The 26,517-nt window shown below is 37.3% G+C and carries 30 protein-coding genes; 1 reads left to right on the forward strand and 29 read right to left on the reverse strand.

Going from position 1 to position 26,517, the window contains the following annotated elements:
- Nucleotides 1-29 precede the first annotated feature (29 nt).
- From COJ96_RS15880 to COJ96_RS16005, 26 genes are all read right to left on the reverse strand, one after another.
- On the reverse strand, nucleotides 30-803 hold the full coding sequence (locus COJ96_RS15880) for a menaquinol-cytochrome c reductase cytochrome b/c subunit (protein ID WP_098574792.1): 774 nt from the start codon (nucleotides 801-803) through the stop codon (nucleotides 30-32).
- 63 nt (nucleotides 804-866) lie between these two features.
- Entirely contained in the window at nucleotides 867-1,541 is a 675-nt protein-coding gene (gene qcrB / locus COJ96_RS15885) for a menaquinol-cytochrome c reductase cytochrome b subunit (protein WP_026563914.1), read from the reverse strand.
- 1 nt (nucleotide 1,542) lies between these two features.
- Nucleotides 1,543-2,049: a QcrA and Rieske domain-containing protein gene (locus COJ96_RS15890; protein WP_098574793.1), complete on the reverse strand. Its 507-nt coding sequence runs from the start codon at nucleotides 2,047-2,049 to the stop codon at nucleotides 1,543-1,545.
- Nucleotides 2,050-2,191: 142 nt separating this feature from the next.
- Nucleotides 2,192-2,656: a YpiF family protein gene (locus tag COJ96_RS15895; protein ID WP_098574794.1), complete on the reverse strand. Its 465-nt coding sequence runs from the start codon at nucleotides 2,654-2,656 to the stop codon at nucleotides 2,192-2,194.
- 109 nt (nucleotides 2,657-2,765) lie between these two features.
- On the reverse strand, nucleotides 2,766-3,332 hold the full coding sequence (locus tag COJ96_RS15900) for a ReoY family proteolytic degradation factor (protein WP_098574795.1): 567 nt from the start codon (nucleotides 3,330-3,332) through the stop codon (nucleotides 2,766-2,768).
- Between the two features lie 33 nt (nucleotides 3,333-3,365).
- Nucleotides 3,366-4,631 (reverse strand): tetratricopeptide repeat protein, encoded by a 1,266-nt coding sequence (locus tag COJ96_RS15905; protein ID WP_098574796.1) that lies wholly within the window; start codon nucleotides 4,629-4,631, stop codon nucleotides 3,366-3,368.
- Nucleotides 4,632-4,652: 21 nt separating this feature from the next.
- On the reverse strand, nucleotides 4,653-5,555 hold the full coding sequence (locus COJ96_RS15910) for a hypothetical protein (protein WP_098574797.1): 903 nt from the start codon (nucleotides 5,553-5,555) through the stop codon (nucleotides 4,653-4,655).
- A gap of 133 nt (nucleotides 5,556-5,688) precedes the next feature.
- The gene (aroA, locus tag COJ96_RS15915) at nucleotides 5,689-6,978 is read right to left on the reverse strand and encodes a 3-phosphoshikimate 1-carboxyvinyltransferase (RefSeq protein WP_098574798.1); all 1,290 of its coding nucleotides are present in this window, start codon (nucleotides 6,976-6,978) and stop codon (nucleotides 5,689-5,691) included.
- Between the two features lie 27 nt (nucleotides 6,979-7,005).
- Complete coding sequence (locus tag COJ96_RS15920) at nucleotides 7,006-8,112, reverse strand: prephenate dehydrogenase (protein ID WP_098574799.1); 1,107 nt, start codon at nucleotides 8,110-8,112, stop codon at nucleotides 7,006-7,008.
- 34 nt (nucleotides 8,113-8,146) lie between these two features.
- A complete protein-coding gene (gene hisC / locus COJ96_RS15925; protein WP_098574800.1) occupies nucleotides 8,147-9,235 on the reverse strand; it encodes a histidinol-phosphate transaminase in 1,089 nt (362 codons plus the stop codon).
- 54 nt (nucleotides 9,236-9,289) lie between these two features.
- Complete coding sequence (gene aroH, locus COJ96_RS15930; RefSeq protein WP_098574801.1) at nucleotides 9,290-9,664, reverse strand: chorismate mutase; 375 nt, start codon at nucleotides 9,662-9,664, stop codon at nucleotides 9,290-9,292.
- A 15-nt stretch (nucleotides 9,665-9,679) separates the two neighbouring features.
- Complete coding sequence (gene aroB / locus COJ96_RS15935; protein ID WP_098574802.1) at nucleotides 9,680-10,750, reverse strand: 3-dehydroquinate synthase; 1,071 nt, start codon at nucleotides 10,748-10,750, stop codon at nucleotides 9,680-9,682.
- Nucleotides 10,750-11,922, reverse strand: coding sequence for a chorismate synthase (aroC, locus tag COJ96_RS15940; RefSeq protein ID WP_098574929.1), 1,173 nt, complete (start codon nucleotides 11,920-11,922; stop codon nucleotides 10,750-10,752). The genes aroB and aroC overlap by 1 nt, the downstream gene beginning before the upstream one ends.
- 165 nt (nucleotides 11,923-12,087) lie before the next feature.
- Complete coding sequence (gene ndk / locus COJ96_RS15945; protein WP_026563926.1) at nucleotides 12,088-12,534, reverse strand: nucleoside-diphosphate kinase; 447 nt, start codon at nucleotides 12,532-12,534, stop codon at nucleotides 12,088-12,090.
- Nucleotides 12,535-12,634: 100 nt separating this feature from the next.
- Nucleotides 12,635-13,597, reverse strand: a complete 963-nt coding sequence (gene hepT, locus COJ96_RS15950; RefSeq protein ID WP_098574803.1) for a heptaprenyl diphosphate synthase component II — start codon at nucleotides 13,595-13,597, stop codon at nucleotides 12,635-12,637.
- A 43-nt stretch (nucleotides 13,598-13,640) separates the two neighbouring features.
- The gene (locus COJ96_RS15955) at nucleotides 13,641-14,345 is read right to left on the reverse strand and encodes a demethylmenaquinone methyltransferase (RefSeq protein WP_098574804.1); all 705 of its coding nucleotides are present in this window, start codon (nucleotides 14,343-14,345) and stop codon (nucleotides 13,641-13,643) included.
- A gap of 7 nt (nucleotides 14,346-14,352) precedes the next feature.
- Nucleotides 14,353-15,165 carry a heptaprenyl diphosphate synthase component 1 gene (locus tag COJ96_RS15960; RefSeq protein WP_098574805.1) on the reverse strand — a complete coding sequence of 271 codons (813 nt, stop codon included), beginning with the start codon at nucleotides 15,163-15,165 and terminating at the stop codon, nucleotides 14,353-14,355.
- Between the two features lie 223 nt (nucleotides 15,166-15,388).
- Nucleotides 15,389-15,625: a trp RNA-binding attenuation protein MtrB gene (mtrB, locus tag COJ96_RS15965; RefSeq protein ID WP_026563930.1), complete on the reverse strand. Its 237-nt coding sequence runs from the start codon at nucleotides 15,623-15,625 to the stop codon at nucleotides 15,389-15,391.
- A gap of 31 nt (nucleotides 15,626-15,656) precedes the next feature.
- Entirely contained in the window at nucleotides 15,657-16,223 is a 567-nt protein-coding gene (gene folE / locus COJ96_RS15970) for a GTP cyclohydrolase I FolE (RefSeq protein WP_098574806.1), read from the reverse strand.
- Between the two features lie 153 nt (nucleotides 16,224-16,376).
- Nucleotides 16,377-16,649 (reverse strand): HU family DNA-binding protein, encoded by a 273-nt coding sequence (locus tag COJ96_RS15975; RefSeq protein WP_026563932.1) that lies wholly within the window; start codon nucleotides 16,647-16,649, stop codon nucleotides 16,377-16,379.
- A 394-nt stretch (nucleotides 16,650-17,043) separates the two neighbouring features.
- On the reverse strand, nucleotides 17,044-18,522 hold the full coding sequence (gene spoIVA / locus COJ96_RS15980) for a stage IV sporulation protein A (protein ID WP_098574807.1): 1,479 nt from the start codon (nucleotides 18,520-18,522) through the stop codon (nucleotides 17,044-17,046).
- A 270-nt stretch (nucleotides 18,523-18,792) separates the two neighbouring features.
- Complete coding sequence (locus COJ96_RS15985; protein WP_098574808.1) at nucleotides 18,793-19,503, reverse strand: hypothetical protein; 711 nt, start codon at nucleotides 19,501-19,503, stop codon at nucleotides 18,793-18,795.
- A gap of 31 nt (nucleotides 19,504-19,534) precedes the next feature.
- Entirely contained in the window at nucleotides 19,535-19,720 is a 186-nt protein-coding gene (locus COJ96_RS15990) for a DUF2768 domain-containing protein (protein ID WP_098574809.1), read from the reverse strand.
- Nucleotides 19,721-19,994: 274 nt separating this feature from the next.
- Complete coding sequence (locus tag COJ96_RS15995) at nucleotides 19,995-21,050, reverse strand: NAD(P)H-dependent glycerol-3-phosphate dehydrogenase (protein WP_098574810.1); 1,056 nt, start codon at nucleotides 21,048-21,050, stop codon at nucleotides 19,995-19,997.
- Between the two features lie 23 nt (nucleotides 21,051-21,073).
- A complete protein-coding gene (gene der / locus COJ96_RS16000; protein ID WP_098574811.1) occupies nucleotides 21,074-22,384 on the reverse strand; it encodes a ribosome biogenesis GTPase Der in 1,311 nt (436 codons plus the stop codon).
- A gap of 253 nt (nucleotides 22,385-22,637) precedes the next feature.
- Entirely contained in the window at nucleotides 22,638-23,246 is a 609-nt protein-coding gene (locus COJ96_RS16005) for a YphA family membrane protein (protein WP_098574812.1), read from the reverse strand.
- 108 nt (nucleotides 23,247-23,354) lie between these two features.
- On the opposite strand from COJ96_RS16005, the gene COJ96_RS16010 reads away from it, so the two are divergent.
- Nucleotides 23,355-23,495 (forward strand): YpzI family protein, encoded by a 141-nt coding sequence (locus COJ96_RS16010; protein ID WP_098574813.1) that lies wholly within the window; start codon nucleotides 23,355-23,357, stop codon nucleotides 23,493-23,495.
- Between the two features lie 73 nt (nucleotides 23,496-23,568).
- On the opposite strand, the gene fni is transcribed toward COJ96_RS16010, so the two are convergent.
- The 3 genes from fni to COJ96_RS16025 all read right to left on the reverse strand — a co-directional run bounded on the left by fni (nucleotide 23,569) and on the right by COJ96_RS16025 (nucleotide 26,515).
- Nucleotides 23,569-24,627, reverse strand: a complete 1,059-nt coding sequence (gene fni, locus COJ96_RS16015; RefSeq protein ID WP_098574814.1) for a type 2 isopentenyl-diphosphate Delta-isomerase — start codon at nucleotides 24,625-24,627, stop codon at nucleotides 23,569-23,571.
- Between the two features lie 11 nt (nucleotides 24,628-24,638).
- Nucleotides 24,639-25,778: a 30S ribosomal protein S1 gene (gene rpsA / locus COJ96_RS16020; RefSeq protein ID WP_098574815.1), complete on the reverse strand. Its 1,140-nt coding sequence runs from the start codon at nucleotides 25,776-25,778 to the stop codon at nucleotides 24,639-24,641.
- Nucleotides 25,779-25,933: 155 nt separating this feature from the next.
- Nucleotides 25,934-26,515 (reverse strand): lysophospholipid acyltransferase family protein, encoded by a 582-nt coding sequence (locus COJ96_RS16025; RefSeq protein WP_098574816.1) that lies wholly within the window; start codon nucleotides 26,513-26,515, stop codon nucleotides 25,934-25,936.
- Nucleotides 26,516-26,517: the final 2 nt, after the last annotated feature.

The following is a 26,517-nucleotide window of genomic DNA, read 5'->3' on the forward strand; positions in this document are numbered from 1 at the left end:
CGTTCGTCAGCTTTTCAATAATTCGATTATTACTTACCAAGGCCTGAGATAAATTCTGAAAGTGTTTTAAGTTCTTCGTCAGTACCTTTGAAGATTCCGGGTGGCATTTTTCCACCTTTACCTTCTTTAGCAATTTTCGCTACTTCTTCAGCAGATAGACCAGTTCCAACTAATGCAGGAGCACCGGCACCTCCTGAAAGATCTTCACCGTGACAAGTAATACATGTATTCGCACTAGCAATTTTGTAGCCGGCACTCGACTTATCAATATCAACCTTTTCAACAATTTTTCCTTGGCGCTCAGCTTGTTCCCAGTCGTGTGTCGCAACAGACTCCCAAGTTAAAAATACGGTGGCAGCTAATGCCAAAAGCATAGCTGTAGTTGCAATCGGACGCTTCATTGGACGACGTTCAGGACCATTATCCAGGAATGGAGCTAATAGTAAGCCTCCAAATGCAAGTCCAGGCATAATCATAGCTCCGATAACTGTATACGGTCCGGATGCATATGAATATTTTAGTAATTGATACAAAAATAAGAAATACCAGTCTGGCAATGGAATGTAACCAGTATCAGTCGGATCCGCTATCCTTTCAAGCGGAGCCGGATGGGCAACAGTTAAACATAAAAAGCCGACAAGAAATACAGCTCCTATCATCCATTCTTTCAAAAGGAAGTTAGGCCAGAACGCCTCTGTTTTACCAGGGTATTCAGAGTAATCTTTCGGAATCATTTTTTTTCGTTCAGAAGGTGCTAAAACACGTGAATCACCAACGAACTTTAATCCTTTACCGCGATGCATCGAGCAATCCCCCTCCTTTTTCCGTAGTTAGTAGAAAAAACATCGATTGTGAAAAAACGTTTTTTATAGTGGTCCAGAAATACCTTGTTTACGAATCATTAAGAAGTGGGCTCCCATTAATCCAAGCAATGCACCTGGCAGGAAGAACACGTGAATCGCAAAGAAACGGGTTAATGTTTGGGCACCAACAATATGTTCATGACCTGCAAGTAAAACCTTAACCTGTGTACCGATAAACGGTGTTGCTTCGGCAATCTGCAGACCTACTTTTGTTGCAAATAACGCTTTCATATCCCATGGTAATAAGTAACCAGTAAATCCTAAGCCAAGCATAACGAAGAAAATAAGCACTCCGACTACCCAGTTTAGTTCACGAGGTTTCTTGTAAGCACCTTGGAAGAAAACACGTAGTGTATGTAAAAACATCATTACAAGTACTAAACTTGCACCCCAGTGATGCATTCCACGTACAATTTGTCCAAAAGCAACTTCATTTTGAAGATAATAAACCGATTCCCATGCATTTTTAATATCTGGTACATAGTACATAGTTAAAAACATACCAGAGAGAATTTGAATGACTGTTACGAAGAATGTTAGACCTCCAAAGCAGTATACAAACGCTGAAAAGTGATGCGCTGGATTAACATGCTCAGGTACTTCATGGTCTGCGATATCGCGCCACAAAGGCGTAATATCTAAACGTTCATCTACCCAATCGTAAATCTTGTTTAACATGTTACGCCTCCTTCCGTGGTTCAGCTTTACCTAAATAAAGAAAACCGTCTTTTTCCTTGAATGGATATACATCAAGCGGGTGAAGTGGTGGTGTACCTGGAACATTGGTTCCATCCTTTGTGTAACGGCCATAGTGACATGGACAAAAGAATTGATTTGGATGTTCCTTGTCCGTATTCCAGTTAACAGTACAGCCTAAATGTTTACACACAGGTGAAAGGGCTACAATTTTACCTGCATCATTCTTATAAACCCAGGCAGTCTCCGTAACCTCTGACTCATACCATGCATCCTTTTGTTTAAAGCTAAAGTCAACTCGAACCGGCTCGTTAGTTATTTCAGAAACCTTTTGTTTTGTTGCGACGAAATCTCCGCCTTCTTCAGCCTTTAAAACTGGATCAACTGCAAATCTTACCATTGGCATTAACATACCAGCTGCCATAAAGCCGCCTACTCCTGTTAATGTGTAGCTTAAAAATTGACGTCTTGAAACGCGTTGCTTACTCATGCTTATATCCCCCCCTCTATTCACGAAGTTAAGTCCGACGGACAAATTTAAACACATATAAAACTAGGACATAACAATGATATATCAATCTGCAAGTTAGGTCAATATCATACTATTTTAAAAACATGCTTAAAAGGTGGTTTTACTCATTTTCATGCCATTTTTGCGTAAAAAGGTCTAATAATTGTTTTACTTGACTATCAACAACCGCCATTTTCTGTGAATCATTCATGTGTTCCAGTGGGATTGATGGAAGCCATATTATCGTTCCGGAAAGTTCTTCTTCTCGTGATCTCCAATCAATTTCGGATGTAATGTAAAATATGTGTTTAAATTCCCCCTTTTGAAGGCTAGCCTCCCATTCCTTCAAATCACTAATGATATTTTCTCCATTTTTGGACTTCAAATATGTATATGGAGGTAATAATAATAATCTTCCCGTAAATTGCCTTTCTAGATGTCCAGTAAGTAATGTGATAAATTCCGCAGCTGTCGCAGACTGTTTCATCTCCCCCCCCACAGATACAGCCAGCAATGGCACAACAGCTGTGTCTACATATTCCTTTGCATTCAAATACGTCTCAATATCTTGAGGTGTCCATTTCATATTTATGCACCAACCTTTTGATTTCACTATTATCATAATATCATTTTCTACAGAAACAATAAAAGATATAGTGCAATATTTAGAAAATCCCAAACAAAAAGGAAGCTGCTTATCGCACGCTTCCTTTTTGTTCTGACATGGTTAACTGATTAAGCTTTTGTGTAAGAACTTGAAATGCTTTTCGATCTTGATTATCAAGGGCCTCATCAATTAATTGAAGGATTTTCTCACGTTGAAAATGTTCAATACTGCGCTGCAATAATTGTTCTGCAATAATTCCATCCTTCTCATTCACTTGCAGGTGTTTGGGAACGTATAAATTCTCTTCAAGAACCGCAGCATACTGGTGTGCCTGATTAGCAGCATGAAAGTTTAATTGGATAAAAATATCCTCATCACGATTTAAGCGAATGTCGTGAAAAGACTTTTCAGCATCTGTAGTCATCACATTTTCTTTATAGAATCTAAATGGTACCTTATCGACGCAATGTGTAGACATAATTAAACCTCTCGGACAATACTGTGCTTGCTCCACAAAATGGACCTTCTCCATTAATTGATCGTGGCTCATTAGATAATTAAGAATCCAAACACATTCTCTTCTCTTTAATTGATAATGATTTAAAAACCAGCGAATAAAGTCCTTCTTCTCGTTGACAGAAACAGGGGTTGCCATGATAGTTTCCCTCCTCTGCAAATTCAGCTTTTTTTAATCTTTCAACCCTGTAAGACGTTCAAGTAAATCCATATACTCCCCGTTTGTTGGATCTTCATTTAGCAACTGTTTAAAAATTTCGGCGGCGCGGTCGCTTTTTCCTTCTTCAATTAGAAAATAACCGTAATCCTGTAAAAATGTTTCATTTTTCTTAAAAAAAGTATATGCACTTTCATATTTGTCTAATGCGTAAGAAAATTTTTCTAACCTCTGATAGCTTACTGCAGCATCCCATAAGAGTTGGGGTTCTTCATCTTCTTTAATATCAAGTTCAGTAATTAAATCAATGATGTCCTCATATCTTTCTTGAAGTAAAAAGAGTTTATTTAATGTAAGTGCTGCTTCAATAAATCCTGGGTCTAAGGCAAGTGCTTCACGGAAAAACTGTTCTCCTTCTTCCACTTTTCCTAGTTGGGTTGCTATTCTCCCGCCAAAGAAAAATAACTCCTTATTATATTCATCTTGTTTTATGCCTTCTTGAATGGTAAGTAAACTATTTTCAAGTTCTCCCTCCCTTTCATATGCTAAAGCAAGGTGTAAATATAGAGAATGGTATTCCGGATCCAGCTCTTTCAATTCAGTGAATTTTACGATAGCAGTCTTGTAATACCCCGCCTGAAGTGCCGTAAAACCATAGCCGAATAAAGTGTTAATCTCTAATTTTTCATTCATTGCCTTTTCATAATAAACTAATGCATCCTCAAACATCCCAGATACACTTAAGAGATCTGCAATCCGTTGATCTATATTTACACCAGCTATTTCATTTTCTTCTTTTAAAACCTTTTCGTATGCTTCCAGTGCCTTGGTCACTTCACCTTGTTCACTATAAAGTTCGCCTAAAGCAAAATCTATAATGATTTCATCTGGCAACAATTCCTTTGCCTTCAAAAGTTTTCTTTCACAAACTTCATACAAACCTTGAACTTGATAAAGATCGGCTAATAAAAGTAGGGATTGTCCATAATTCGCATCATGTTCTGATATCTTTTCAAGAACAAGAATTGCTTCTTCGTCTTCACCGGCTTCAACTAATATTTCACCTAACAGGACAAGAAGCTCACCTTCCTCAGGGAATGTTTCTAATAAATTTGCTATTAGTGACTTTGCCTCTTCTAGGAAACCATATTGATACATTTCTTCGCTAAGAAGAAACTTTTCATCGGGCATACCATTTTGTAATACATCATTATATTCAATTAAGGCCTCATTATGTTGACCATTTTCTAACATGGTAATAATTTTATTCACTCGTTCCATTGACTCTTACCTCTCGTTCTCCTAGATTGACAGAGAAAAATAGGATGGGATTCGCACCCTAACATGTTCTCCATTTCCAGGTTTAAATATCACGTTACCACTTGCTCGTAAAACCTCCCCCTTGTGGACGGTTACTACGAGTCTATCACTATGATAATGAAATATATTCACTTCATCAACATTCTGGCCTTCATTTATTTTAGTATACAAATTATAACTCACTTCTGTACCACACATTAAACTACCTTTTTGCGGATATACACCAATTTTATTTAATACAGAAACAGCCAATGGGATATTTTCTTCAATTTCTTCATAAAGAGCGGGTATATTCTCTCTATTCATGATACCATTCCATTTCGACAAAACACCCTTCACTTCCTTCTTGTGAACCGAAGAAATTATTGGGATGAACGGACTGTTGAAAGGAAACATTGCTTCTTTAATCCAACCCCATGGAACTTGTTCTAATTCTTCATGTAATTGAAGGTCTACAAAAATAGCTGGTACTTTTTCTTTCTTACATTTCCTAATAAACGATGGAGAAATCAATCGAACTGGTATTCTTACCCCAATAAGATAATCTATTGGGCTGCTTAAGAGAGCCGTTTTAAGCGCAGATATTTTTGTGGTTAATTCATTTTCGTAGGAAACATTAACATAGGTGAACAAGGTGGTGCAACCTTTCAACAAAAAATCTTCAGTCAAATACTTTTTTAATTCTTGAAAGGCTCTAATTTGTGGAATATTTGAATTAAATAAAACATAGGTGGGGGTCATAATATATGGTTCGGCATTCATTCTTATTAACCGATAATAATTGAAATGCGAGTCAATCCTTTCTATTCGATTGTTACGTATTATTAGTGAACAAGTTTTTAATTGCTTGTCTTTTAGGAGATTGGCATTTTCAATAATATACATTATCCACCACCATTTCATTGTGTCCTATTTTCTTTTTTGACTATTCTCTTTAAGACAAGCTATGCGAAAATTCCAAAAACTATGCCATTCAATTCGGGATATAAAATAGAAAAAGCTGCATTGATATGCAGCTTTACTTAATAAGACTATTTAAATGGTCAAAGAAGTTCGGATATGAAACGGAAATCGCTTCTGGGTTTTCTAGAACTGCCTTTTCTTCACAAAGGAGTGCAGCTATGGCCAGCATCATTCCAATTCGATGATCGCCATGACTAGCGACAGTTCCACCAACTAATTTGGTTTTTCCATGAATAATCATTCCATCTTCAGTTGCTTCGATTTTAGCACCTAAAGTTTTTAGCTCATGAACAACTGTATCAATTCGATTTGTTTCTTTTACTTTCAGTTCCTCGGCATCCTTGATAATTGTTGTACCTTCTGCCTGGGTTGCTAAAAGGGCAATTATTGGGATTTCATCAATTAATTTTGGAATTAAATCTCCTTCAATCACGGTTCCTTTCAGACTGGAAGTCTTAATAATTAGATCCCCCATTGGTTCAAATGATGATTCCTCGTTCTGGACAATTTCTAAGTCCGCACCCATCTTCTTCATTACTTCGATAATTCCCGTTCTTGTTGGATTCAGCCCGACATTTTTTAATACAACTTCACTTCCAGGAATTATGGCACCTGCAACTAAAAAGAATGCTGCAGACGATATATCCCCAGGAACATGGACTGTCGTTCCGACTAGTTTTTGACCGCCATTGACGATAATCATTTGGTTATCCTTGTGGATTTCCCCGCCAAATTTAATAATCATTCTTTCTGTATGATCACGAGTTTCTTCCGGCTCAATAATCACACTTTGACCTTCTGCTTGCAGGCCTGCAAGAATTAAGGCAGATTTAACCTGTGCACTCGCAACCGGAAGTTGATAATTTACAGGTTTTAATTCACCCCCACGAATAGAGATGGGTGTGTAGGAACCGTTGTTACGACCATCTATTTTTGCACCCAATTCCGATAAAGGGTTCGTTACCCTCGTCATTGGACGTTTCCCGATTGACTCATCACCAACAAGAGAAGAGAAAAATGGTCTACCTGCCAATATCCCCATTAATAAACGGATTGTTGTTCCAGAGTTACCAACGTCTAATACTTCATTTGGTTCGGTTAACCCTTCAAATCCTTTTCCAATAATGTGAAGTTGGCCATCAGATTCTTCGATGGTAACTCCGAGTTTTCGAAAGCACGATATTGTGCTTAAGCAATCTTCCCCAGGTAAAAAATTGGTTACTTTGGTTTCACCGTGGGCAATCGAACCAAACATAACTGACCGGTGTGAAATTGATTTATCCCCAGGAATTGTTATTTCTCCGTTTAAGTGTGTTATGTTTGTCTTCAGTTTTAGAGACGTCATGAAAAATCACCTTTTTTATTTATCATTTTAAGATCCAATAGATGTAGCATAACTAGAATAGGAGCCAATACATTGTTCCGCTTTTTGACGGTCCTCTTCTGTTTGAAAACTAATTACTAAGACACCATTTATATCTTCACGTGTTTCTAAAATTCGAATATTTGTGATACTAATTTCTTCCTTCGCTAAATAACCAGTAATCTCGGAAACGACCCCTGGGTAGTCCGGTACATCAACAAATAAATCATAAAATGCCGGAATTGCACCCTTATCTTTTTGAGGCAGACCATCACGGAATTGTTTTGCTTGGTGAAAATAGTCATATATTGCCGAACTGTTTTCATCTTCAAGCAGCATTTTGACATCATTCATCTCTTCTTGCCACTGATTGAGCAATTGAATTAATATCTCACGATTGTGGAGGAGAATATCTTTCCACATCTTCGGACTGCTTGAGGCAATCCGGGTAATATCTCTAAACCCGCCTGCTGCAAGACGCGGAATTAAACTCTCTGCTTCAGCTAACTTTTCAGTTTGGCGAACAATTGAGGCAGCGATGATATGAGGAAAATGACTGACAATCCCTGTAAGATAATCATGATTTTCTGGTGTGATAGTTAAAAACTTGGCTTTAGTTCCAATTAACCATGATTTTAATATTTTTACCTTTGAATCATCTATATGTTCCTTTGGTGTTAACAAATAAAACGCATTTTCAAATAGAATTTCTTTGGCAGCAGAAACACCACTTTTATGTGATCCCGCCATTGGATGCCCGCCGATAAAGGTGATTCCTCTCTCTTTTAGGCTTTTGGCACTTCCAACAATCTTGCTTTTTGTACTACCTGTATCTGTCACGATTACCTCTGGATGAAGAGGGAGACCCGCAAGGAACTTGATAATTTCCTCTGTTTCATTTACAGGTGCAGAAATAATAATTAAATTAGCATCAATAGCGCCACTTTGGATATCTTCAGCTATTTCATCGATAACCCCAAGCATTTTTGCTAGTCTTGCTTGTTCACTATTAATATCATATCCTACAATCGTTGCATCCTCATGTTCCTTTTTTATACATAGGGCTAGAGAACCGCCTATTAATCCTAACCCTATAACAAAAACACGGCCTTTCAATGATAACTCCCCCTAAAAACAAAGCAGAACTGTTTTACTTTTGTGATAAAAACTCTCCTAATGCATGGAGAACACCTTCATTTTGTTCAAATGACCCTACTGTAATTCTAACCCCTGTAGGAAAACCAAGAGCTTTCCCAGAGCGAACAATATAGCCTCTCTGCATTAGATTCTGGAACACCACGTCCCCATCTGTTTTACAATCAATTAATATAAAATTGGTTTGTGATGGATAATAATCGAGTTCATACTTCCCACAGAATTCATAGAACTGTTCTAGTCCCTGCCTATTTTTTTCTTTGCAGCTGTTAATAAATTGCTTATCTTTTATGGCTGCTGACGCCGCTAATTGGCCTAAAGAATTAACATTAAATGGCTCCCGAGCAGGTTCAAGTGCTTTAATAATTGAAGGATTGGCAACCCCATAGCCAATTCTTAAGGCAGCGAGACCGTATATTTTTGAAAAAGTTCTAAGGACAATTAAATTTTCATACTTTTGAGCTAATTTAATGGAATCATAGTAATCTTCTGCAACAACATATTCATAATAAGCTTCATCTAGTACGACCAGAATATCAGCAGGAACTTTTTCAAGAAAGGCGTTTAACTTAGATTCAGGTATATAGGTACCAGTAGGATTATTAGGACTGCATAGCCAAATGACATTGGTCTGATCATCAATGGCTGCCAACATGGAATCTAAATCATGGTTTCCGTTTACAAGTGGGATTTCTTTGCAGACCGCGCCTTCAATCACTGCGTTATGCTTATATTGTGAAAAGCTAGGTGTAGCCATAATTGTATTAGCATTCGGATGTAACAGTGCCCTTGAAATAATTTGAATTAAGTTATCTGAGCCATTTCCAAAGATTAATTCTTCTTCATCAACCTGCAAATAGGTTGAAAGGGTCTCTCGTAAAATAGTGGCATAGCCATCCGGATAAATTGCCAAACTTGTTTGATTTGATTGAAGTGCATCCAAGGCCTGAGATGAGCATCCAAAAGGATTTTCATTTGATGCCAGCTTTACTATCTTGTCCAGTTTATATTGCCTCTTCACAGCTTCGATTGATTTCCCTGGTTGATAAGGTGTCAGTTGTAATAACTGCTCTTTCCATCTCATATTAATTCACTCCGTTCGTAATAAGTTATTCTATTACAGCTTTATCGTTTTTACCTATTTTGCTAGACTGCTGCCAAGGTCGGGTCTCAGAACAGTTGCACCTTTTAAGTATACATGAATAATCTCTTCTTGTGACTTGTTCGTATTCACATGCATCATGACTCTGACACACTTCTTTAACGAATTGGGAACAGGAATTTCCTGCATACACATCACAGGGACATAGGTCCACCCCTCAAATTTACGAAGAGCTCTTGCAGGGAATGCAGCGTTAACATCATCTGTTGTAGAAATGAAAATTGACCCAACTTGATCTGGTTGAATATGATTATCTTCAATTAAACGTACAAAAAGTTCTTCTGTTGCAGAGATGATTTCCTCTTCGGAATTCTGGTCAATCGTAATTGCTCCTCTTACCCCTCTAATCAAGAAAAGTCCCCCTTATTAATTACTGTTTAATTGTTCGTATAGTACTTTTTCAGATAGTTCCTTAACAGTAGGCTGACCCAATTGTTCAAGTAGAACAAAGTGAATAGCATCCCTAACTGACTTTTTATCCTGCTTCATTTTGTTGATTAATCTTTCATGGGATAGAATTTCTGGAATTTTAGATTCATAACCTAGTCTTTCAATCCAATTTGTAAATTCTTTTATATCAAAGTTAAGACCTAGTAATTGGTTACTTAGCCTTAGGGCATAAAGCATTCCTATCATCACTGCTTCCCCATGTGTAAAGTTCCCATAACCCATCTCCGATTCAATGGCATGCCCCAGTGTGTGGCCAAAATTCAAGAAAGCCCTAATCCCCGTTTCTCGTTCATCCTGACCAACAATTTTACCTTTTATCCTTATACCTTTTATTAAAGATTCCGATAACATCTCCATTGGTAAGGTTTGAAGGTTTTGCACATTATCTTTTAACCAATTATAGAAATCGACATCATCAATAAGTGCATGTTTAATAACCTCAGCAAAACCAGAACGAATTTCATGAACTGGTAGTGTTTTAAGGAAGGCTAAATCATAAAAAACAGCTTCTGGCTGATGGAAAGCCCCAATCATATTTTTCCCGAGCGGATGATTGATGGCTACCTTGCCGCCAACTGCACTGTCATGAGCTAATATAGTAGTCGGCACCTGAATAAATGGAATGCCCCTCATAAAGGATGCTGCAACAAATCCTGACAAATCTCCAACAGCCCCTCCTCCAAAGGAAAGAATAACAGATTTCCGATCTAGTTTGTTTTCAAGTGCTGTTGAAAGCGCAGCGTAGTATATTTCAAAGGTTTTGGCTTTTTCCCCACTAGGAGCAGTAAAAATTACAGGATTTAACGAATTCAGCTCAAACAATAATTTTTCCAGATGAAGCGCTGCAACTGTTTCATCGGTAATAATTAATATTCGAGTTAGGCCGTCAAAATGTCTCGCTAAAAAAGGACCAATTTCTTTTCTTACCCCTTCTCCCACATAGACATTATAATTTTTTGAATCTGTATGGATTTGAATGGTTTCCATTAAAATTCCCTCGCATATTCCCGCTGTCTTTTAATTTCCTCCGCAAAAGTGTCAAAGCGGTCACTATAAAATTGTTCAACCAAAGCATTGGCAAGTTCCCATGCCACCGCATGTTCTGCAACAACAGCTGCAGCAGGCACTGCACAACTGTCAGAACGCTCGACACTTGCTGCAAACGGCTCTTTTGTATCAATATCAACACTCATAAGAGGTTTATATAAAGTTGGGATAGGTTTCATTACACCTCGGACCACAACCGGCATGCCTGTTGTCATCCCACCTTCAAATCCACCAAGGCGATTAGACTTCCGGTAGTAACCTTTTTCTTGGTCCCATGCAATTTCATCATGAACTTCACTTCCAGGTTTCCTTGCAGCCTCAAATCCAATACCAATTTCGACCCCTTTAAAGGCATTTATACTCATAATAGCGGCTGCCAATTTTCCATCCAATTTACGATCATAATGTACATAACTTCCTACACCTGCAGGCATACCCGTAGCGATTACTTCTACAACTCCCCCTATTGAATCGCCATTTTTCTTTGCTTCATCAATAGCAGCCATCATATCACTTTCCACGGCAGCATCAGCGCATCGTACAGGGGATAGTTCTGTCTTTTCCTTCAATTCATTAATAGAAATGGAGCGATCAATACTAGCTTTAATTCCGCCTATTTCAACCACATGGGACACTATTTCAACACCCACTAATGATAGAAGCTTTTTCGCTACAGAACCTGCTGCAACTCTGACGGTCGTCTCACGTGCAGAAGAACGTTCAAGGACATTTCTCATATCCCTGTGTCCATACTTAATGGCGCCGTTTAAATCTGCATGACCTGGACGAGCACGCGTTACCTTCCGTTTCATCTCATCTTCTTGTCCTTCTTCTAAAGGTTCTGCTCCCATAATCTTTGTCCAATGCTTCCAGTCATTATTTTGAACTACTAATGCAACGGGTGAGCCGAGAGTGTACCCGTGACGGACACCGGAAACAATTTGGGCTGTATCCTTTTCAATTTGCATTCTTCTTCCACGCCCATAACCTTTCTGGCGCCTTGATAATTCTTCATTTATATCTTCCAATAATATTGGCATACCCGCAGGGAGGCCTTCTATAATCGTTGTTAATTGCGGCCCATGGGATTCTCCTGCTGTTAAATATCTCATTCCCATATTACTTTCCCCCTTCAACTCATTAAAGAATTTTGTATCAATATACCATATACTGCGCAATAAACATAGTATAACTATTCAGAAAAAAAGGAATAAATTTTTCATATAAAAAAAGGCATTTGTATAATTTCTTATACAAATGCCTTTCTTTTATTTCAATTAGTAGATCCATTCGTTTACTAGTTTATTGTACTCTACTACACCGGAATCTTTAAAGAATAAGCCAATTTCACGCTCAGCACTAGCAGGTGAATCAGATCCATGGATAACATTTTTCCCAACTGTTAATCCAAAATCACCGCGGATTGTTCCAGGTGCAGCATCTTTTGGATTGGTAGAACCCATCATTTGACGAGCAGTAGCAATCACATTTTCACCTTGCCAAACCATTGCAAAAACAGGTCCAGAAGTAATAAAATCGACTAATTCTCCGAAGAATGGACGCTCTTTATGTTCTCCGTAATGTTCTTCAGCTAGTTCATTAGGAATGCTCATTAATTTAGCTCCTACTAATTGAAAGCCCTTTCTTTCAAAACGTGAGACGATTTCTCCAATTAGGTTACGTTGTACACCATCAGGTTTTACCATTAAAAAAGTTTTTTCCATGAATTCCACTCCTAATAAAGATTATTATGTATATTGAATGTTTTTTAGAAAACAATCCATGAAAAATATTATCATTTTTTCGAAAATTTAACAAGTTGATTTAAAATTTTCGTTTTCCAATGAATCTTGCTAAGTCTTGAAGGGTTTTTTTTGTTCTATTTGCAGGTAACCCTTCTAATTCAGCCAAAGCTTTTTTAAGGTAAAGATCACTAAGAGCGATTGACTTTTCAATTGCATCTGAATCTTTAATAATGGTGATAATCTTCTTTATCTCTGAAGGAGTCATGGATTCATGCACCTTTTCAATTTCTGCGCGTATTTCAGCCTTTTCCATTGCAAAAAGTGCAGGTGCGGTAATATTTCCCTGCAGCAAGTCTCCGCCTGCAGGCTTTCCTAGTTCCTTCTCAGTAGATGTAAAATCTAAAATATCATCGATAATTTGATATGACATTCCAACGTAGTAACCAAAACGGTATAGTTTTTTATGGACAGATTCTTCTACATCAGCAGCAATTGCTCCCAATTGACAACTTACAGCAATTAATAGGGCAGTCTTTCTCTTAATTCTACGAAGATAATCTCGGAGATTTTGATTAAATCGGTATTTATCTTTTATTTGTTGAATTTCCCCTAATGACACTTCAACAATGGTATTAGATAAAATTTTATGAGCAATTGGGTTTTCAATGTTAGTCATTAATTCTATCGCAAGAGCAAAAACAAAATCACCAGTATACATAGCAATTTTGTTATCCCATTTAGATTTCACGGTTGGCTGCCCTCGCCGTAGATCCGCATCATCAATCACATCATCATGGACAAGTGATGCCATATGAATTAATTCAAGGGCAACAGCAACATTTTTCATCACATGTATATCATAATTTCCAAATTTACCAGCAAGCAAAACAAAAACAGGACGAATTCTTTTTCCTCCGGCTTGTAATGTATGCATAGAAGCTTGTTTAAGCAGAAGGGACTCCGCATGTATGGTCTCTTCTAGCTTTTTTTCAATCAAGTTAATATCCGAATTCAAAAATGAATACATCATTTTTAATTTCATTTGTATTCACCCAGCTTTTCATCCTGTCTTCAAGTACAATAAATTAATTTTTTCTGCCAATATGAACAGCTGCTGCGCCGCCGCTATATGGTTTATATTTTACATCTGCGAAGCCCGCTTGTTCAAACATTTTAGCAAGTTCCTTCATCCCTGGAAACTCACGTGCTGATTCATGCAGCCATGCATATTCGCGATAACTTTTTGCCAGTAATTTACCAAACATCGGCATAATATAACGAAAGTAAAAATAATAGAGCTGTTTATAGCCGATTAAAGTAGGCTGTGATGTCTCTAAGCAGACAGCAATACCGCCAGGTTTTACAACACGATGCATCTCTTTTAATACTTGCAGGTAGTCCGGGACATTCCTTAAGCCAAAACCAATCGTCACATAATCAAAACTATTATCTGGAAAAGGGAGTTCCATTGCATTACCATGTACTAATTTCACCTGTTTTAATCCCAGGTCCTTAACCTTTTCAATCCCCACATTAAGCATGTTTTGGCTAAAATCCAAACCTGTAACGTCCCCTGTCGGACCCACTGCCTCAGCTAATGCTATAGTCCAATCAGCGGTGCCGCAGCAAACATCAAGAGCTCGTGAGCCCGGCTTTACATCCATTCTTTTCATTGTGTCTTTCCGCCACTTTATGTGTTGTTGGAAACTGATAACAGAATTCATTTTATCGTAGTTATCGGAAATTTTTTCAAACACATTGTGAACCCGCTGTTCTTTCGATTCCTGCATGTTTTTATTACCCTTCTTCCACAAAAGTTTTCGCATATGGCTGGTATTGGTTTAAGAGCGATATAATTCTAATTTCAAGCAATTCATTTAAGTAAGGAAGTTGCTCTAATCCATTTTCTATTATTTTTTTTGAACTTTCAAGATACTGGTCACAATATTGAAATAAATGACTCTTCTGTTCACTAGATAATTTTTTCAATTTAAAGTTATGGATTGGGAAAACAATTGAGGTCAAGGCTTCGAATAAGACGGATCTTTCTGTTTTAATAAATTGACTCTTTTCATCCAGTAACCGTTTAAACAACATCAAATTCTCAAGAAATTCGTTCCAGAGGTCAACGTTAAAATACTCAGAAAGACGAGCTAGTAAGGAACTTTCTATCCTTTTTATGCTTGTCATTAACTCCTCAACTGAAACAAATTCATGGTGATAAACAGAAATTTTATTTTCATTTACATCCTTAATTCCTTTTGAAAGTGCCTTAATCATCAAAATATCTTCTGCTTCTGCAAGAAGTTTATAATAAAGACCGCTGAAATAATCCCCAGCAAGAACAGTTAATTGACGATTTTTTTCGTCAACAGATGCATCTGAAATATGTTCATGTGTATCAAGGGCGATTTGTATTAACATTGATGATAAGGCGTAATTTTGCATATCGCTGAATGACAATTCGAGGCGTTCCATAATTGAGACCAGGATAAGAAGTTTATCTTCATCAATAATTGGAGTCTCAATATATTTGAGCAGATATGTATCATAAACTCTTTGTTCGACCTGCTCTCGAATATTTGTGAATTTTTGTCGAATGTCCAGCAATTAAATCACCCTTGCTTCCCCTAGTAATGTCTTTATGTATTCTTATTTCCTATTTGCATAGTAAAATTCATGCCGTTTAGCCTTTAATAATGAAAAATAATTAATCATTCATTCTAAAAACAAGGCAAACACCATTATAACATAAAAGGTATTCTTAAGGCAGATATTCACAAAATAATCATTTTAGCTAATATGAAATAAGATGAAAACAGTGTGATTAGAATTATTTTTTTATTTCACTTTCAATTTCACCAAGGTGTGTAAGTATTTTAGCATTTCCCCTGATTTTTATTGCCGAAGTATGCTCTGTAAATTGAGCAATTAGGACTTCTCCTTTATCAAGCTTCTCTGAATGATGAAATTTGGTATCAGAGCCCCTTGTTAAACCGATCACATTAACTCCATCTTCGATTGCCTTAATAACTACGTACTCACTGTTTTGGTTTTCTCTCTTCTCCATATAAACACCTCAAATATTCTTAGAAATAGGACTAATATTTAATTAACGAGAGCACTTCAGACCGTGCAACCGCATCATCTGAAAGAATACCGCGGACAGCCGTGGTTACTGTTTTAGAGCCAGGCTTTTTAACTCCACGCATGGTCATACACATATGTTCTGCTTCGACGACCACCATGACCCCATGAGGCTCTAATTTCTCCATCATACTGTCGGCAATCGTGGAAGTAATCCGTTCTTGAAGTTGAGGTCTCTTTGCTACTGCTTCCACTGCCCTTGCTAATTTACTTAATCCGGTCACACGACCATTTCTTGGAATGTATGCTACATGCGCTTTTCCGAAGAAAGGTACAAGATGATGTTCACACATGGAATAAAACGGTATATCTTTAACCAATACCAACTCTTCGTGGTCTTCACTAAAGATTGTTTCAAAATGCTTCCTTGGATCCTCATTTAACCCGCTAAAAACTTCTTCATACATTTTTGCTACACGTTTTGGTGTGTCATGGAGACCTTCACGATTTGGGTCTTCCCCGATTGCTTCTAATATTAAACGTACCGCATCTTCAATTTGGGCACGATTTACTTGTGACATATAAAAATTCCTCCTAATGTTCAGTCAAGTATATATGACAAATACATATTAGCACAATCATTAAAGTTCAAGCAAAAAAAATAGAAAAAAGGCCATGGACATAGCCATGACCTTTTTGCTTAAGCATTCGCTTAAAGCAATAAATTTATGTAATTATTTTACTGCGTCTTTAAGCGCTTTACCTGGTTTAAAAGCTGGAACTTTGCTAGCAGCGATATCGATTTCCTCACCTGTTTGAGGGTTACGACCTTTACGAGCTGCACGCTCACGTACTTCAAAGTTTCCAAAACCGATTAATTGTACTTTATCACCATTTTTTAAAGCATCTAAAATCGCATCAAAAACAGCATCAACTGCTTTAGTCGCGTCCTTTTTAGAAAGTTCGCTAGCTTCAGCAACTGCATTAATAAGTTCTGTCTTGTTCATGCCATTCACCTCCTCCCAAAGAAATTATCAAGATTCGTAAATAAGATTACTTATCTACATTTCTAAACAATTTTTCTAATTTCTATACGTCATAGCGCGGTTTTATTACCAAAATTACCATAAATGATTAAATTGGTAACTAGAATCTATTTTTTTAGGAAAAACCCTTATGAAATAAGGGTTCAAACGCTATAATGTAATTCAGTTAAAAGATTATCATAATCAAAACAGCTTATCAAGAAGAATTCATGAAATTATGGTAATCTTTTCTTTGTTTCAACAAAATTCTACTTAATTTGATCCTATTTAGTAGATATTTTAAAATAATGGCAATTTGTCATATAATTCAGGCTTTCTTTTCAAAGAAAAAAGACTCCGAATTGGAGTCCATAGCTTAAAGTATAATGGCAATTAGGCCACCTGAACCTTCGTTAATAATTCTCTCTAATGTTTCTTTTAATTTATATCGTGCATTTTCTGGCATTAATGAAAGCTTTGCTTGGATCCCTTCTCGAACAATAGAACTTAAGCTGCGGCCAAAGATATCTGAATTCCAGATGGATAACGGATCATCTTCAAAATCCTGCATTAGGTATCTCACTAGTTCCTCACTTTGTTTTTCAGTACCAATAATTGGCGCGAATTCCGATTCCACATCCACTTTTATCATATGGATGGATGGTGCTACAGCTCGCAGCCTTACACCAAATCGTGCACCTTGACGAATAATTTCCGGTTCTTCAAGGCTCATATCTGAAAGGGTTGGTGAGGCAATACCGTAACCCGTTTGTTTAACCATTTTTAGTGCATCGGCAATGTGGTCATATTCTGCTTTTGCATGAGCAAAATCCTGCATTAATTCAAGAAGATGATCTTTTCCGCGAATTTCGACTCCAACGATTTCTTTTAATATATCATCATACAATTCATCTGGTGCATATAAGTCGATTTCAGCGACGCCCGAGCCCATTTCAATTCCAGCTAAGCCAGCTCGTTCAATGAATTCAAATTCGCTAAAGTGTTGAACAACCCTGTCAACATCTCTTAATCTCTTGATATCTTTTACAGTATCTTTAACAGCCTCTTGATAGCTTTCACGAAGCCAATGGTTTTCTCTAAGGACCATCACCCAACTTGGCAGGTTCACATTGACTTCAAGGACTGGGAACTCGTAGAGTGCTTCACGGAGAACGTTAAGAACATCGCTGTCCCGCATGCTTTCAACACTCATAGCAATTACCGGAATATCATATTTTTCTGCTAAACTCGATCTTAGTGTTTCAGTGCTTGGATGGTATGGCTGTGCACTGTTAACAACCATGATAAACGGTTTGCCAACTTCTTTCAATTCATCAATAACTCTTTCTTCTGCTTCAATATAATTACTTCTTGGAATTTCTCCAATCGTCCCATCAGTCGTTACAACAACCCCAATAGTTGAATGTTCTTGGATCACTTTTCTTGTGCCAATTTCAGCAGCTTCATGAAATGGGATTGGTTCCTCATACCAAGGAGTGGTAATCATTCTTGGACCATTTTCATCCTCATAGCCTTTCGCGCCTGGCACCGTATAGCCTACACAATCAACTAGCCTGATATTAACATTTAATCCATCATCAACATGGACAGTGGCTGCTTGATTTGGTACGAATTTTGGCTCGGTTGTCATAATTGTTTTTCCTGCAGCACTTTGAGGTAACTCATCAAGTGCACGTGACCTCTCAGCTTCACTGTTTATATTCGGTAAAACAACAAGCTCCATAAATTTTTTAATAAATGTTGATTTTCCAGTCCGTACTGCACCTACTACGCCTAAATAAATATCACCGCCTGTTCTCTCGGCAATATCTTTAAAAATATCAACCTTTTCCAAGTGATCCCCTCCCGATCATTGAGTAAAGTGGGATTAAACATCCATTTTAGGTATTTTTGGACACTATATGTTTATGATGTTGTCCTACAATGTTATGACACTTTTATAAAAATTTTTTACCCCCCTTATTAAAAATTCACTAGGTTCTCTTGTATCTGTAGTGTCTGAACATTTGATATTATGGAGGGTTTCAATATATGTTTTCTTTTGGGAATAGCAAAAAAAACCCTTCTCCTACAATATATTTCATCGGAAAAGGGTTATGACTATTTATTCTTCTAAAAATACTGGTTCTTTCGTCTTAGAATCCCAGGTATATGGTAAGGAATATGCAGGCACAAACATGGAATCCTTCACTAAAATTGGCCGAATATCTTCACCGGGTTTTACCTTCATATCCTTATTTTCCATGGCTTGATATAAATCGGGGCGATAATCTACATATACTTCAGCACTGCCTGTAATGACAAAGGATAAATTTTGATTTGTAAATGGACTTGCTACAAAAGGGGGTTTTTTATACCCTAATTGTTTATAATCAAGAGTAAAAACATTCTTTGCAATTTGTTCTTTAAAGGGAGGATACCCTTTTGTTTTGATTCGTAATTTAATATCACGTATGGCTTCTGTTATTCTTAAATCAAATAATTTTACAGTTGGCTGGGTTTCAACATCCACAAGGACATATTGGAAGATCCCACCGCTTTCGTATGCGTTACCAGGAGGCTCAGCGATATATTTTGGTGTTATTTTTTTAAAATCAATAGGATACTTTTGATAAATCGGGGTTTCTGCTTCTTTGGTTTTTATCGGAAGAATCCCGCCATTATCCTCCTTAAAGGTATCTACTGCTATTTGAACAGCTAAAATTTGATCTTTATATGGGATTTGATTTTTTGCTAATTCCTCTTCGGGATACATGCAGCCTGATAGGAAAAGAGCAGTAAATACTAGAAAACAACTGAGTACGTTCCATTTCATACAATCACCTTTTATTATGTATTAACTTCCATTATGTGAAAAAAACAATTAGAAGCGTTATTCCGGCAATAATCATTAATAAGTAAGCGATAATCGCAGTAGCAATTCTGAGTACTCCTTTTAGCTTATATCTACTTAGATAAATTGTGATAATTGCCAAGAACATAAAACCCATTCCTGCAATTGAGATCCACATTTTAAGCATAGCTGGCGACAAACTTAACTCCCCCTTTTTCGAAGATTAATTATATCACAAGCAATAACTTTTCTAGAAAAATTTTAAACAAAAAAAAAAAAAAAAAAACTGAAGTAAAGAGGGGCGAATTCTTTACTTCAGCTTTAACGACTAAATAACCCATACCTGCGTATAACTACTAGGTTGCTTCGTTGCATTGTATGCAATCTAGACACAAAGCGTCTCACCGAACGCCCATTTTTAAGAAAAACTTTTTAAAGCATGAGGCCCTATTTCTCCGCTATGCTATATTTTTTTAATCTTCAATATTTCGTTCCTCTAAGACATTAACCAAATCTTCCATTTCATGCGTCTTGCCGCGGGCCATTAAAACATCTACAGCATCCGCTGCTCTCTTCCCATTAAATAAGACATCATAAAGGGCAAAGGTAATCGGCATGTTCACATCATACCTTTTGGCCAACTGATAAGCAGCCTTGGTGGTTCGAACACCTTCCACTACCATCCCCATATTGTCCAAAACCTCATTTAGGGTTTTCCCTTTACCTAATAGGTTTCCTGCTCTCCAGTTCCTTGAATGGACACTTGTACATGTCACAATTAAATCACCGATCCCTGCAAGTCCAGAAAATGTTAATGGATTAGCACCCATTTTCGTACCAAGGCGAGCGATTTCTGCTAACCCTCGTGTCATTAATGCGGCTTTAGCATTATCACCATAACCTAATCCATCAGTAATACCGGCAGCAAGTGCAATTATGTTTTTTAATGCACCACCAATTTCAACACCAATGACATCTGAATTAGTATAAACACGAAAATTATTGTTGATAAATAAATCCTGTATTTTTTCCGCTGCTTCCATATTCTCAGAAGTTACGGTAACCGTTGTTGGGTGGCGAAGGCTAACTTCTTCTGCGTGACTTGGACCGGATAAAACAACAACATCCTTTAATAAATTTTTCGGCATTTCCTCTTGAATAATTTCAGAGATGCGCAGTAATGAATCAGGTTCAATCCCTTTACTAACATGCGCAATTGTCAATGGTTCTGCACGTATAGTACGAATTTTACCGATTACTTCACGTATTGCCTTTGTCGGGACGGCTAATATAAGTGTATCTACGCCTGCTAAAGCATCACTTAATGATGAATATCCAACAATCAATTCTGAAAGGTTAATCTCTGGAAGATATTTCTTGTTAGTGTGCTTTTCATTAATTTCTTTGACTTGCCCTTCATTATGGCTCCAAAGACGAACTTCATGACGATTGTCTGCTAGCACGATTGCTAAAGCGGTTCCCCAGCTTCCAGCTCCAATAACGGCTATTGCTGATTTAGTATCCTTCACTTTACATCACACCCACCTTATCTTTATTTTCTTTCTCTTGCATAAATTTTGATAGGGGTTCCTTCAAATCCAAAAGCTTCTCTGATTCTGTTCTCTAAGAATCGTTCATATGAAAAGTGTAATAATTCAGGTTCATTTACAAATACAACAAAGGTCGGCGGTTTAACTGCCACTTGTGTAGTATAATATATTTTCAAACGTCTGCCATTGTCTGTGGGTGTCGGATTCATCGCGACTGCATCCATGATCACATCATTGAGCACGCTTGTTTCAACTCTCATTGAATGGTTTTCACTAGCGGTATTGATCATTGGGAGCAACGTATGAACACGTTTTTTTGTTTTTGCAGATAAAAACACAATTGGAGCATAACTAAGAAATAAGAAATGTTCCCTTATTTTTTGTTCGAGCTCTTTCATCGTTTTTTCATCTTTTTCAATTGCATCCCACTTATTGACCACGATAACGACAGCCCTACCCGCTTCGTGTGCATACCCAGCAATCTTTTTGTCCTGTTCAATGATTCCTTCTTCAGCATTAATGACAACAAGAACAACGTCAGAGCGTTCAATTGCCCTTAAAGCACGAAGTACACTATATTTTTCTGTACTTTCATAAACTTTTCCTTTTTTCCTAATTCCCGCAGTATCAATTATGACATATTTTCCCCCATTATATGTATAGGGAGAATCGACAGCATCACGAGTTGTACCGGCAATATTACTGACGATTACACGTTCTTCGCCTAAAATAGCATTGACTAATGATGATTTCCCTACATTGGGGCGTCCTATTAGTGAAAACTTTACTACATCTTCTCCATACTCAACTGTCTTGTTTTTGGGGAAATGTTTTGCAGCCTCATCTAAAAGGTCTCCTAAACCAAGCCCATGTGAGCCTGAAATTGGAATTGGTTCACCAAATCCCAATGAATAAAAATCATAGATTTGATCACGCATTTCTGGGTTATCTATTTTATTAACAGCTAATACTACAGGCTTTTTAGACCGATATAATATTTTAGCCACTTCCTCATCAGCTGCTGTAACCCCTTCACGTCCATTTGTTAAGAAGATAATGACATCTGCCTCATCAATGGCTATTTCAGCCTGTTGTCGAATTTGTTCCAAAAACGGTTCATCACCAATATCAATTCCACCTGTATCAATAAGGTTGAAGTCATGTGTTAACCACTCACCAGAGCTATAGATACGATCTCTTGTAACTCCAGGGATGTCCTCCACAATAGAAATTCTTTCACCGACAATCCGATTAAAAATTGTTGATTTTCCTACGTTGGGCCGTCCTACAATGGCAATAACAGGTTTAACCAATTACAATCGCCATCCTTTCTTTCTTATAATTAAATACGAATTAGTATGTTAGCATAGAGTGAAAATTACATCAGTGGGGGCATCCTCCCCGATAATGAGGGGTCATTCCCTTTGTTCTTATTAAGTAAAGAAACCCTTCTGTGTTCTAGAAGGGCCTAACTATGTTATTTTATCAATGTTAATCCTTTCCCGCAATGGAAAAAACCGAAAAGCGGATTTCTGAAAACCTGACATCAAGAATTTTAAATCACTTTCAAGATGATTTTTGCTTGCCTTTTTCCAAAAAATGAAAATGATTTTGGAGGATAGGTCCTAGATTTTCTAACGCGGTCCAACCTGTAAGTAATAGAGCTGTCAGTGAGCAAACATCAAGGTATGCAAACGTCCCTATTACATATGGAAAATCGAATTTATTTAATATAAACGCATATAAAATGTCCCCTTGCATGGCACCAGCAAAAATGATGAGTAATCTCCCTTTTAAAGATTTCTGCAATAATAAGGCTAAATACCACAAGGTAATCCCCATCATCCATTCCTTTTTAAAAATAATCCAAACCGGATCAAATATCTCAAATAAATGGAAGGTCACGTAGGCAATTGAAATGATGAATGAACAAATGAAAAAATAAATGAGTGCTCCTCGTTTTTCTTGGTTTATAAAAAAATAACAAATGCCTAACATAAATAACCCGCTTGCCTGTATATCAAACCCTCCTACAGCAAACCGGACATTCGTTAATATTACTACTATTAATACTATTGCGGCTAATTTTAATCGATATGGGTTTTGCTTTTCCACAATAAAGGTCAAGTAGATCCAAAAACCCCAAAAGACCCAATAAAAGATTGCTCCTTCCAACTCATACACCTCCTATTATTTTCATTATTGGTAATCTTTATGTACTTTCATACTTCCTTGAATAATATTTTCTGTGTGAATCATCTTATTAAGAGGAGGTGTGTTTAAATGGGAAAAGACCGACAAGAAAAAAAGTTACGTGCGAGTGGAAGAGTGGAATCAGATCGCGATCAGGCATTGCACTATCCAGGTGCCACGAAGCTATCTGGACCTGAAGAGGCACGGGGATTAAACGATGGTAAAAAATAATAAAGCGGATGCGCCAAGGCGCTGGAGCTAGACAGCAATAACAATAAAGCTCTCGCAAAAAATTGCGAGAGCTTTATTTTATGGAACGTTGGGCGAACTCTTTGGTATCGATGCCACGTTGATGTAACCAATGATAAGTTTCACCTGAAATAATTAATGGTGCTTGTTTTAAATCTGAAATCGTTTTTGCACCTAATGCAGTCATGATAATCGACAATTCATTATGAAGGTTTTCAATTTCTTGTTGTAAGACCTCAATCCCTTCCTTAATGAGGATTGGCAAAAAATAGCCTGCCATGCCGATTGCATTCGCCCCAAGAGCTAATCCTTTTGCAATATCATGTCCTGACTTAAATCCTCCTGAACCAATAACTGAAAGATGCTTCGAAACAGATGATGCCTCAAGAATAGAAACACCAGTGGGGATTCCCCAATGATTAAAAAAAGATAATGCTTTATCTCTGCGTTTATTTTCAATTTCAGCAAAATTTGTCCCGCCAGCGCCGCCAACATCAACCACTTTAACTCCAATGGATGATAGCTTTCTGACCGTTTCAAACCCCATACCGAAACCAACTTCTTTTACAATTACAGGCACATTTATCTCTTTTACAATTGTTTCAATCCTTTTAAGTGCACCAGAAAAATTGCGATCTCCTTCGGGCATGGTTAGTTCTTGAATAACATTTAAATGTATTTGCAGAGCGTCTGCTTCTATCATATCAATCGCGGCCTTTGCATCCTCTGCTGATGCTTCGCTGCCTAAATTTGCAATGATAACGCCAGAGGGATTCTCTTTCCGGACAACTTCATATGTGTATTTTTGAGAATTATCCTTTATTGCAGCCATTTGTGACCCAACAGCCATCGTTAATCCTGTATTTTTAGCGACGATAGCCAGTTCTTTATTGATACGATATGTTTTATCACCACCGCCACCAGTCATGGCGTTGATAAAAATAGGCGAACTTAAATAAAGTCCGCCAATTTCATGGTCTATTGCAACATCGAATACACCGATATCAGGTAGGCCCTGGTGAATAAATTTAAAATCATCGAAAGCTGAAGAGTGATTTTGCCTGTTTTCAAGGGCAAAACGAATATGATCCCATTTTCGTTCAGATCTAGACACTTATATCACCATTATTTTCCTAAATTCTTTAATTTATCACCAATAACTTCTCCTAGCTGAAAGCCTTTTGACTCTTCAGGAAGTTCATAGTCTTGGTTTTCCTCATACTCTTTTTCAAGTAGTTCTTTAATGCTTAATGATAGACGTTGATCAGACTCATTTGCATCAAGGACTTTGACGTCCACTTCTTGGCCTTCTTTTAATACTTCATGTGGAGTACCAATATGCTTATGTGCAATTTGAGAGATATGAACAAGACCTTCCACTCCAGGGAATACCTCGACAAATGCACCATAAGAGACCAATCTTTTTACTTTACCTTTTAAGATGCTGCCTTTAGGTGCTTTTTCGGAAAGATTTGACCATGGTCCAGGCAGTGTTTCTTTAATTGATAGAGAAATTCTCTCACTATCACGGTCAACACTTAAAACTTTAACCTGAACTTGTTGACCTTCATGAACCACATCTGATGGTTTATCAACATGATCATAGGATAGTTGAGAAATATGAACTAGACCGTCAATACCGCCAATATCAACAAAAGCGCCAAAATCAGTGATTCTTTGAACTGTTCCTTCAATAATTTGACCAACTTGTACAGCACTAAGCCGACTTTGTTTTTGCTTACCTTTTTCTTGTTCTACCACTGCTCGATGGGAAAGGATTAAACGATTCTTTTCCTTTTCAAGTTCAACAATTTTAAAAGTAAGACTACGACCTTTATAATCACTAAAATCTTCAACAAAATGTGCTTCAACTAATGATGCTGGTACAAATCCACGAACTCCTAAATCGACTACCAAACCGCCTTTTACAACGTCCTTTACTTCAGTTTCAATAATTTCTCCGTTTTGGAATTGATTTTCTAAGTGATCCCAAGCCTTTTCTGCATCAACTTTTCTTTTTGAAAGAACAATTGCTTCTTCCTCAACCTTCAACACTTCTAATTCTAATTCATCACCCTCAGCAACTGCATCAGATGCCTTTTCAATATGCAGACTAGAAAGTTCACTGATTGGAATGATTCCATCTAATTTGCTGCCTTGGATATCGACTAGTACCTGCTTTTCTTCTACTTTGGTAACTTGTCCCGTTACTTTATCCCCGATTTCAAAGCTTTTCACTTCTACTTGATTTAATTCTTCCGACATATGTATTCCTCCTTAATCCATTTACTTCAAAATTCTATATATGATCTGGTGGATGCCACGCAGCATACAACACATATAAAAATAAAAGCAGTGAATTTTCAAAAAAAACTCTTTCCATTAACTTCTTACAAATAGACTATTTTGTCAAGCAGAACCTATCGATGTTCTTTTCTAAGTTTATCAATTTTTGACATAATCAATTCAGTAACTTGTTCTGCTGACGCTTTCTCTTTTCTCATTTCCTCCAAATCAATAGGTTCTCCATAGATCACCTTTAATTTTCGGAAACTTCGATAGGGACCAATGATGGCGCAAGGAACAACCGCTGCTGTTGACCTTAAAGCAAAAAAACCTGCTCCAGAAAGTCCTTTACCTAGTTCGCCAGTCTTACTTCTTGTTCCCTCTGGAAAAAGACCGAAAACTTGACCATCCTTTAGGATTTTTAAGCCTGTTCTAAGTGCTTCTCGATCGTTGAATCCCCTTTTTACTGGAAAGGCATTACATTTTCTAACTATATTACCCAAAACAGGAACTGAAAAAATCTCTTCTTTTGCCATGTAGTGTACAGGACGCGGAGCCATAATTCCAACTATAATGGGATCAAAATTATGGATGTGATTCGCACAAAGAAGAACACCACCTTCTTTTGGGAAATGTTCTAATCCGATAGCTTCAACTCTATAAAGTGGTTTAAATACTCCAGTAACCACTGATTTGGCAAAATCATAAAACGTCACGC

Origin of the sequence: Bacillus sp. AFS073361 (assembly GCF_002567005.1) — a bacterium.
Taxonomy (GTDB): domain Bacteria; phylum Bacillota; class Bacilli; order Bacillales; family Cytobacillaceae; genus Neobacillus.

Coding starts and splice junctions, on each gene's coding strand:
- COJ96_RS15880 (WP_098574792.1), bottom strand. CDS start 803: ATGCATCGCGGTAAAGGATTAAAGTTCGTTGGTGATTCACGTGTTTTA.
- qcrB (WP_026563914.1), bottom strand. CDS start 1,541: ATGTTAAACAAGATTTACGATTGGGTAGATGAACGTTTAGATATTACG.
- COJ96_RS15890 (WP_098574793.1), bottom strand. CDS start 2,049: ATGAGTAAGCAACGCGTTTCAAGACGTCAATTTTTAAGCTACACATTA.
- COJ96_RS15895 (WP_098574794.1), bottom strand. CDS start 2,656: ATGAAATGGACACCTCAAGATATTGAGACGTATTTGAATGCAAAGGAA.
- COJ96_RS15900 (WP_098574795.1), bottom strand. CDS start 3,332: ATGGCAACCCCTGTTTCTGTCAACGAGAAGAAGGACTTTATTCGCTGG.
- COJ96_RS15905 (WP_098574796.1), bottom strand. CDS start 4,631: ATGGAACGAGTGAATAAAATTATTACCATGTTAGAAAATGGTCAACAT.
- COJ96_RS15910 (WP_098574797.1), bottom strand. CDS start 5,555: ATGTATATTATTGAAAATGCCAATCTCCTAAAAGACAAGCAATTAAAA.
- aroA (WP_098574798.1), bottom strand. CDS start 6,978: ATGACGTCTCTAAAACTGAAGACAAACATAACACACTTAAACGGAGAA.
- hisC (WP_098574800.1), bottom strand. CDS start 9,235: ATGAGATGGAAAGAGCAGTTATTACAACTGACACCTTATCAACCAGGG.
- aroB (WP_098574802.1), bottom strand. CDS start 10,750: ATGGAAACCATTCAAATCCATACAGATTCAAAAAATTATAATGTCTAT.
- aroC (WP_098574929.1), bottom strand. CDS start 11,922: ATGAGATATTTAACAGCAGGAGAATCCCATGGGCCGCAATTAACAACG.
- ndk (WP_026563926.1), bottom strand. CDS start 12,534: ATGGAAAAAACTTTTTTAATGGTAAAACCTGATGGTGTACAACGTAAC.
- hepT (WP_098574803.1), bottom strand. CDS start 13,597: ATGAAATTAAAAATGATGTATTCATTTTTGAATTCGGATATTAACTTG.
- COJ96_RS15955 (WP_098574804.1), bottom strand. CDS start 14,345: ATGCAGGAATCGAAAGAACAGCGGGTTCACAATGTGTTTGAAAAAATT.
- mtrB (WP_026563930.1), bottom strand. CDS start 15,625: ATGGAGAAGAGAGAAAACCAAAACAGTGAGTACGTAGTTATTAAGGCA.
- folE (WP_098574806.1), bottom strand. CDS start 16,223: ATGTCACAAGTAAATCGTGCCCAAATTGAAGATGCGGTACGTTTAATA.
- COJ96_RS15975 (WP_026563932.1), bottom strand. CDS start 16,649: ATGAACAAGACAGAACTTATTAATGCAGTTGCTGAAGCTAGCGAACTT.
- COJ96_RS15985 (WP_098574808.1), bottom strand. CDS start 19,503: ATGAAATGGAACGTACTCAGTTGTTTTCTAGTATTTACTGCTCTTTTC.
- COJ96_RS16010 (WP_098574813.1), top strand. CDS start 23,355: ATGGGAAAAGACCGACAAGAAAAAAAGTTACGTGCGAGTGGAAGAGTG.
- rpsA (WP_098574815.1), bottom strand. CDS start 25,778: ATGTCGGAAGAATTAAATCAAGTAGAAGTGAAAAGCTTTGAAATCGGG.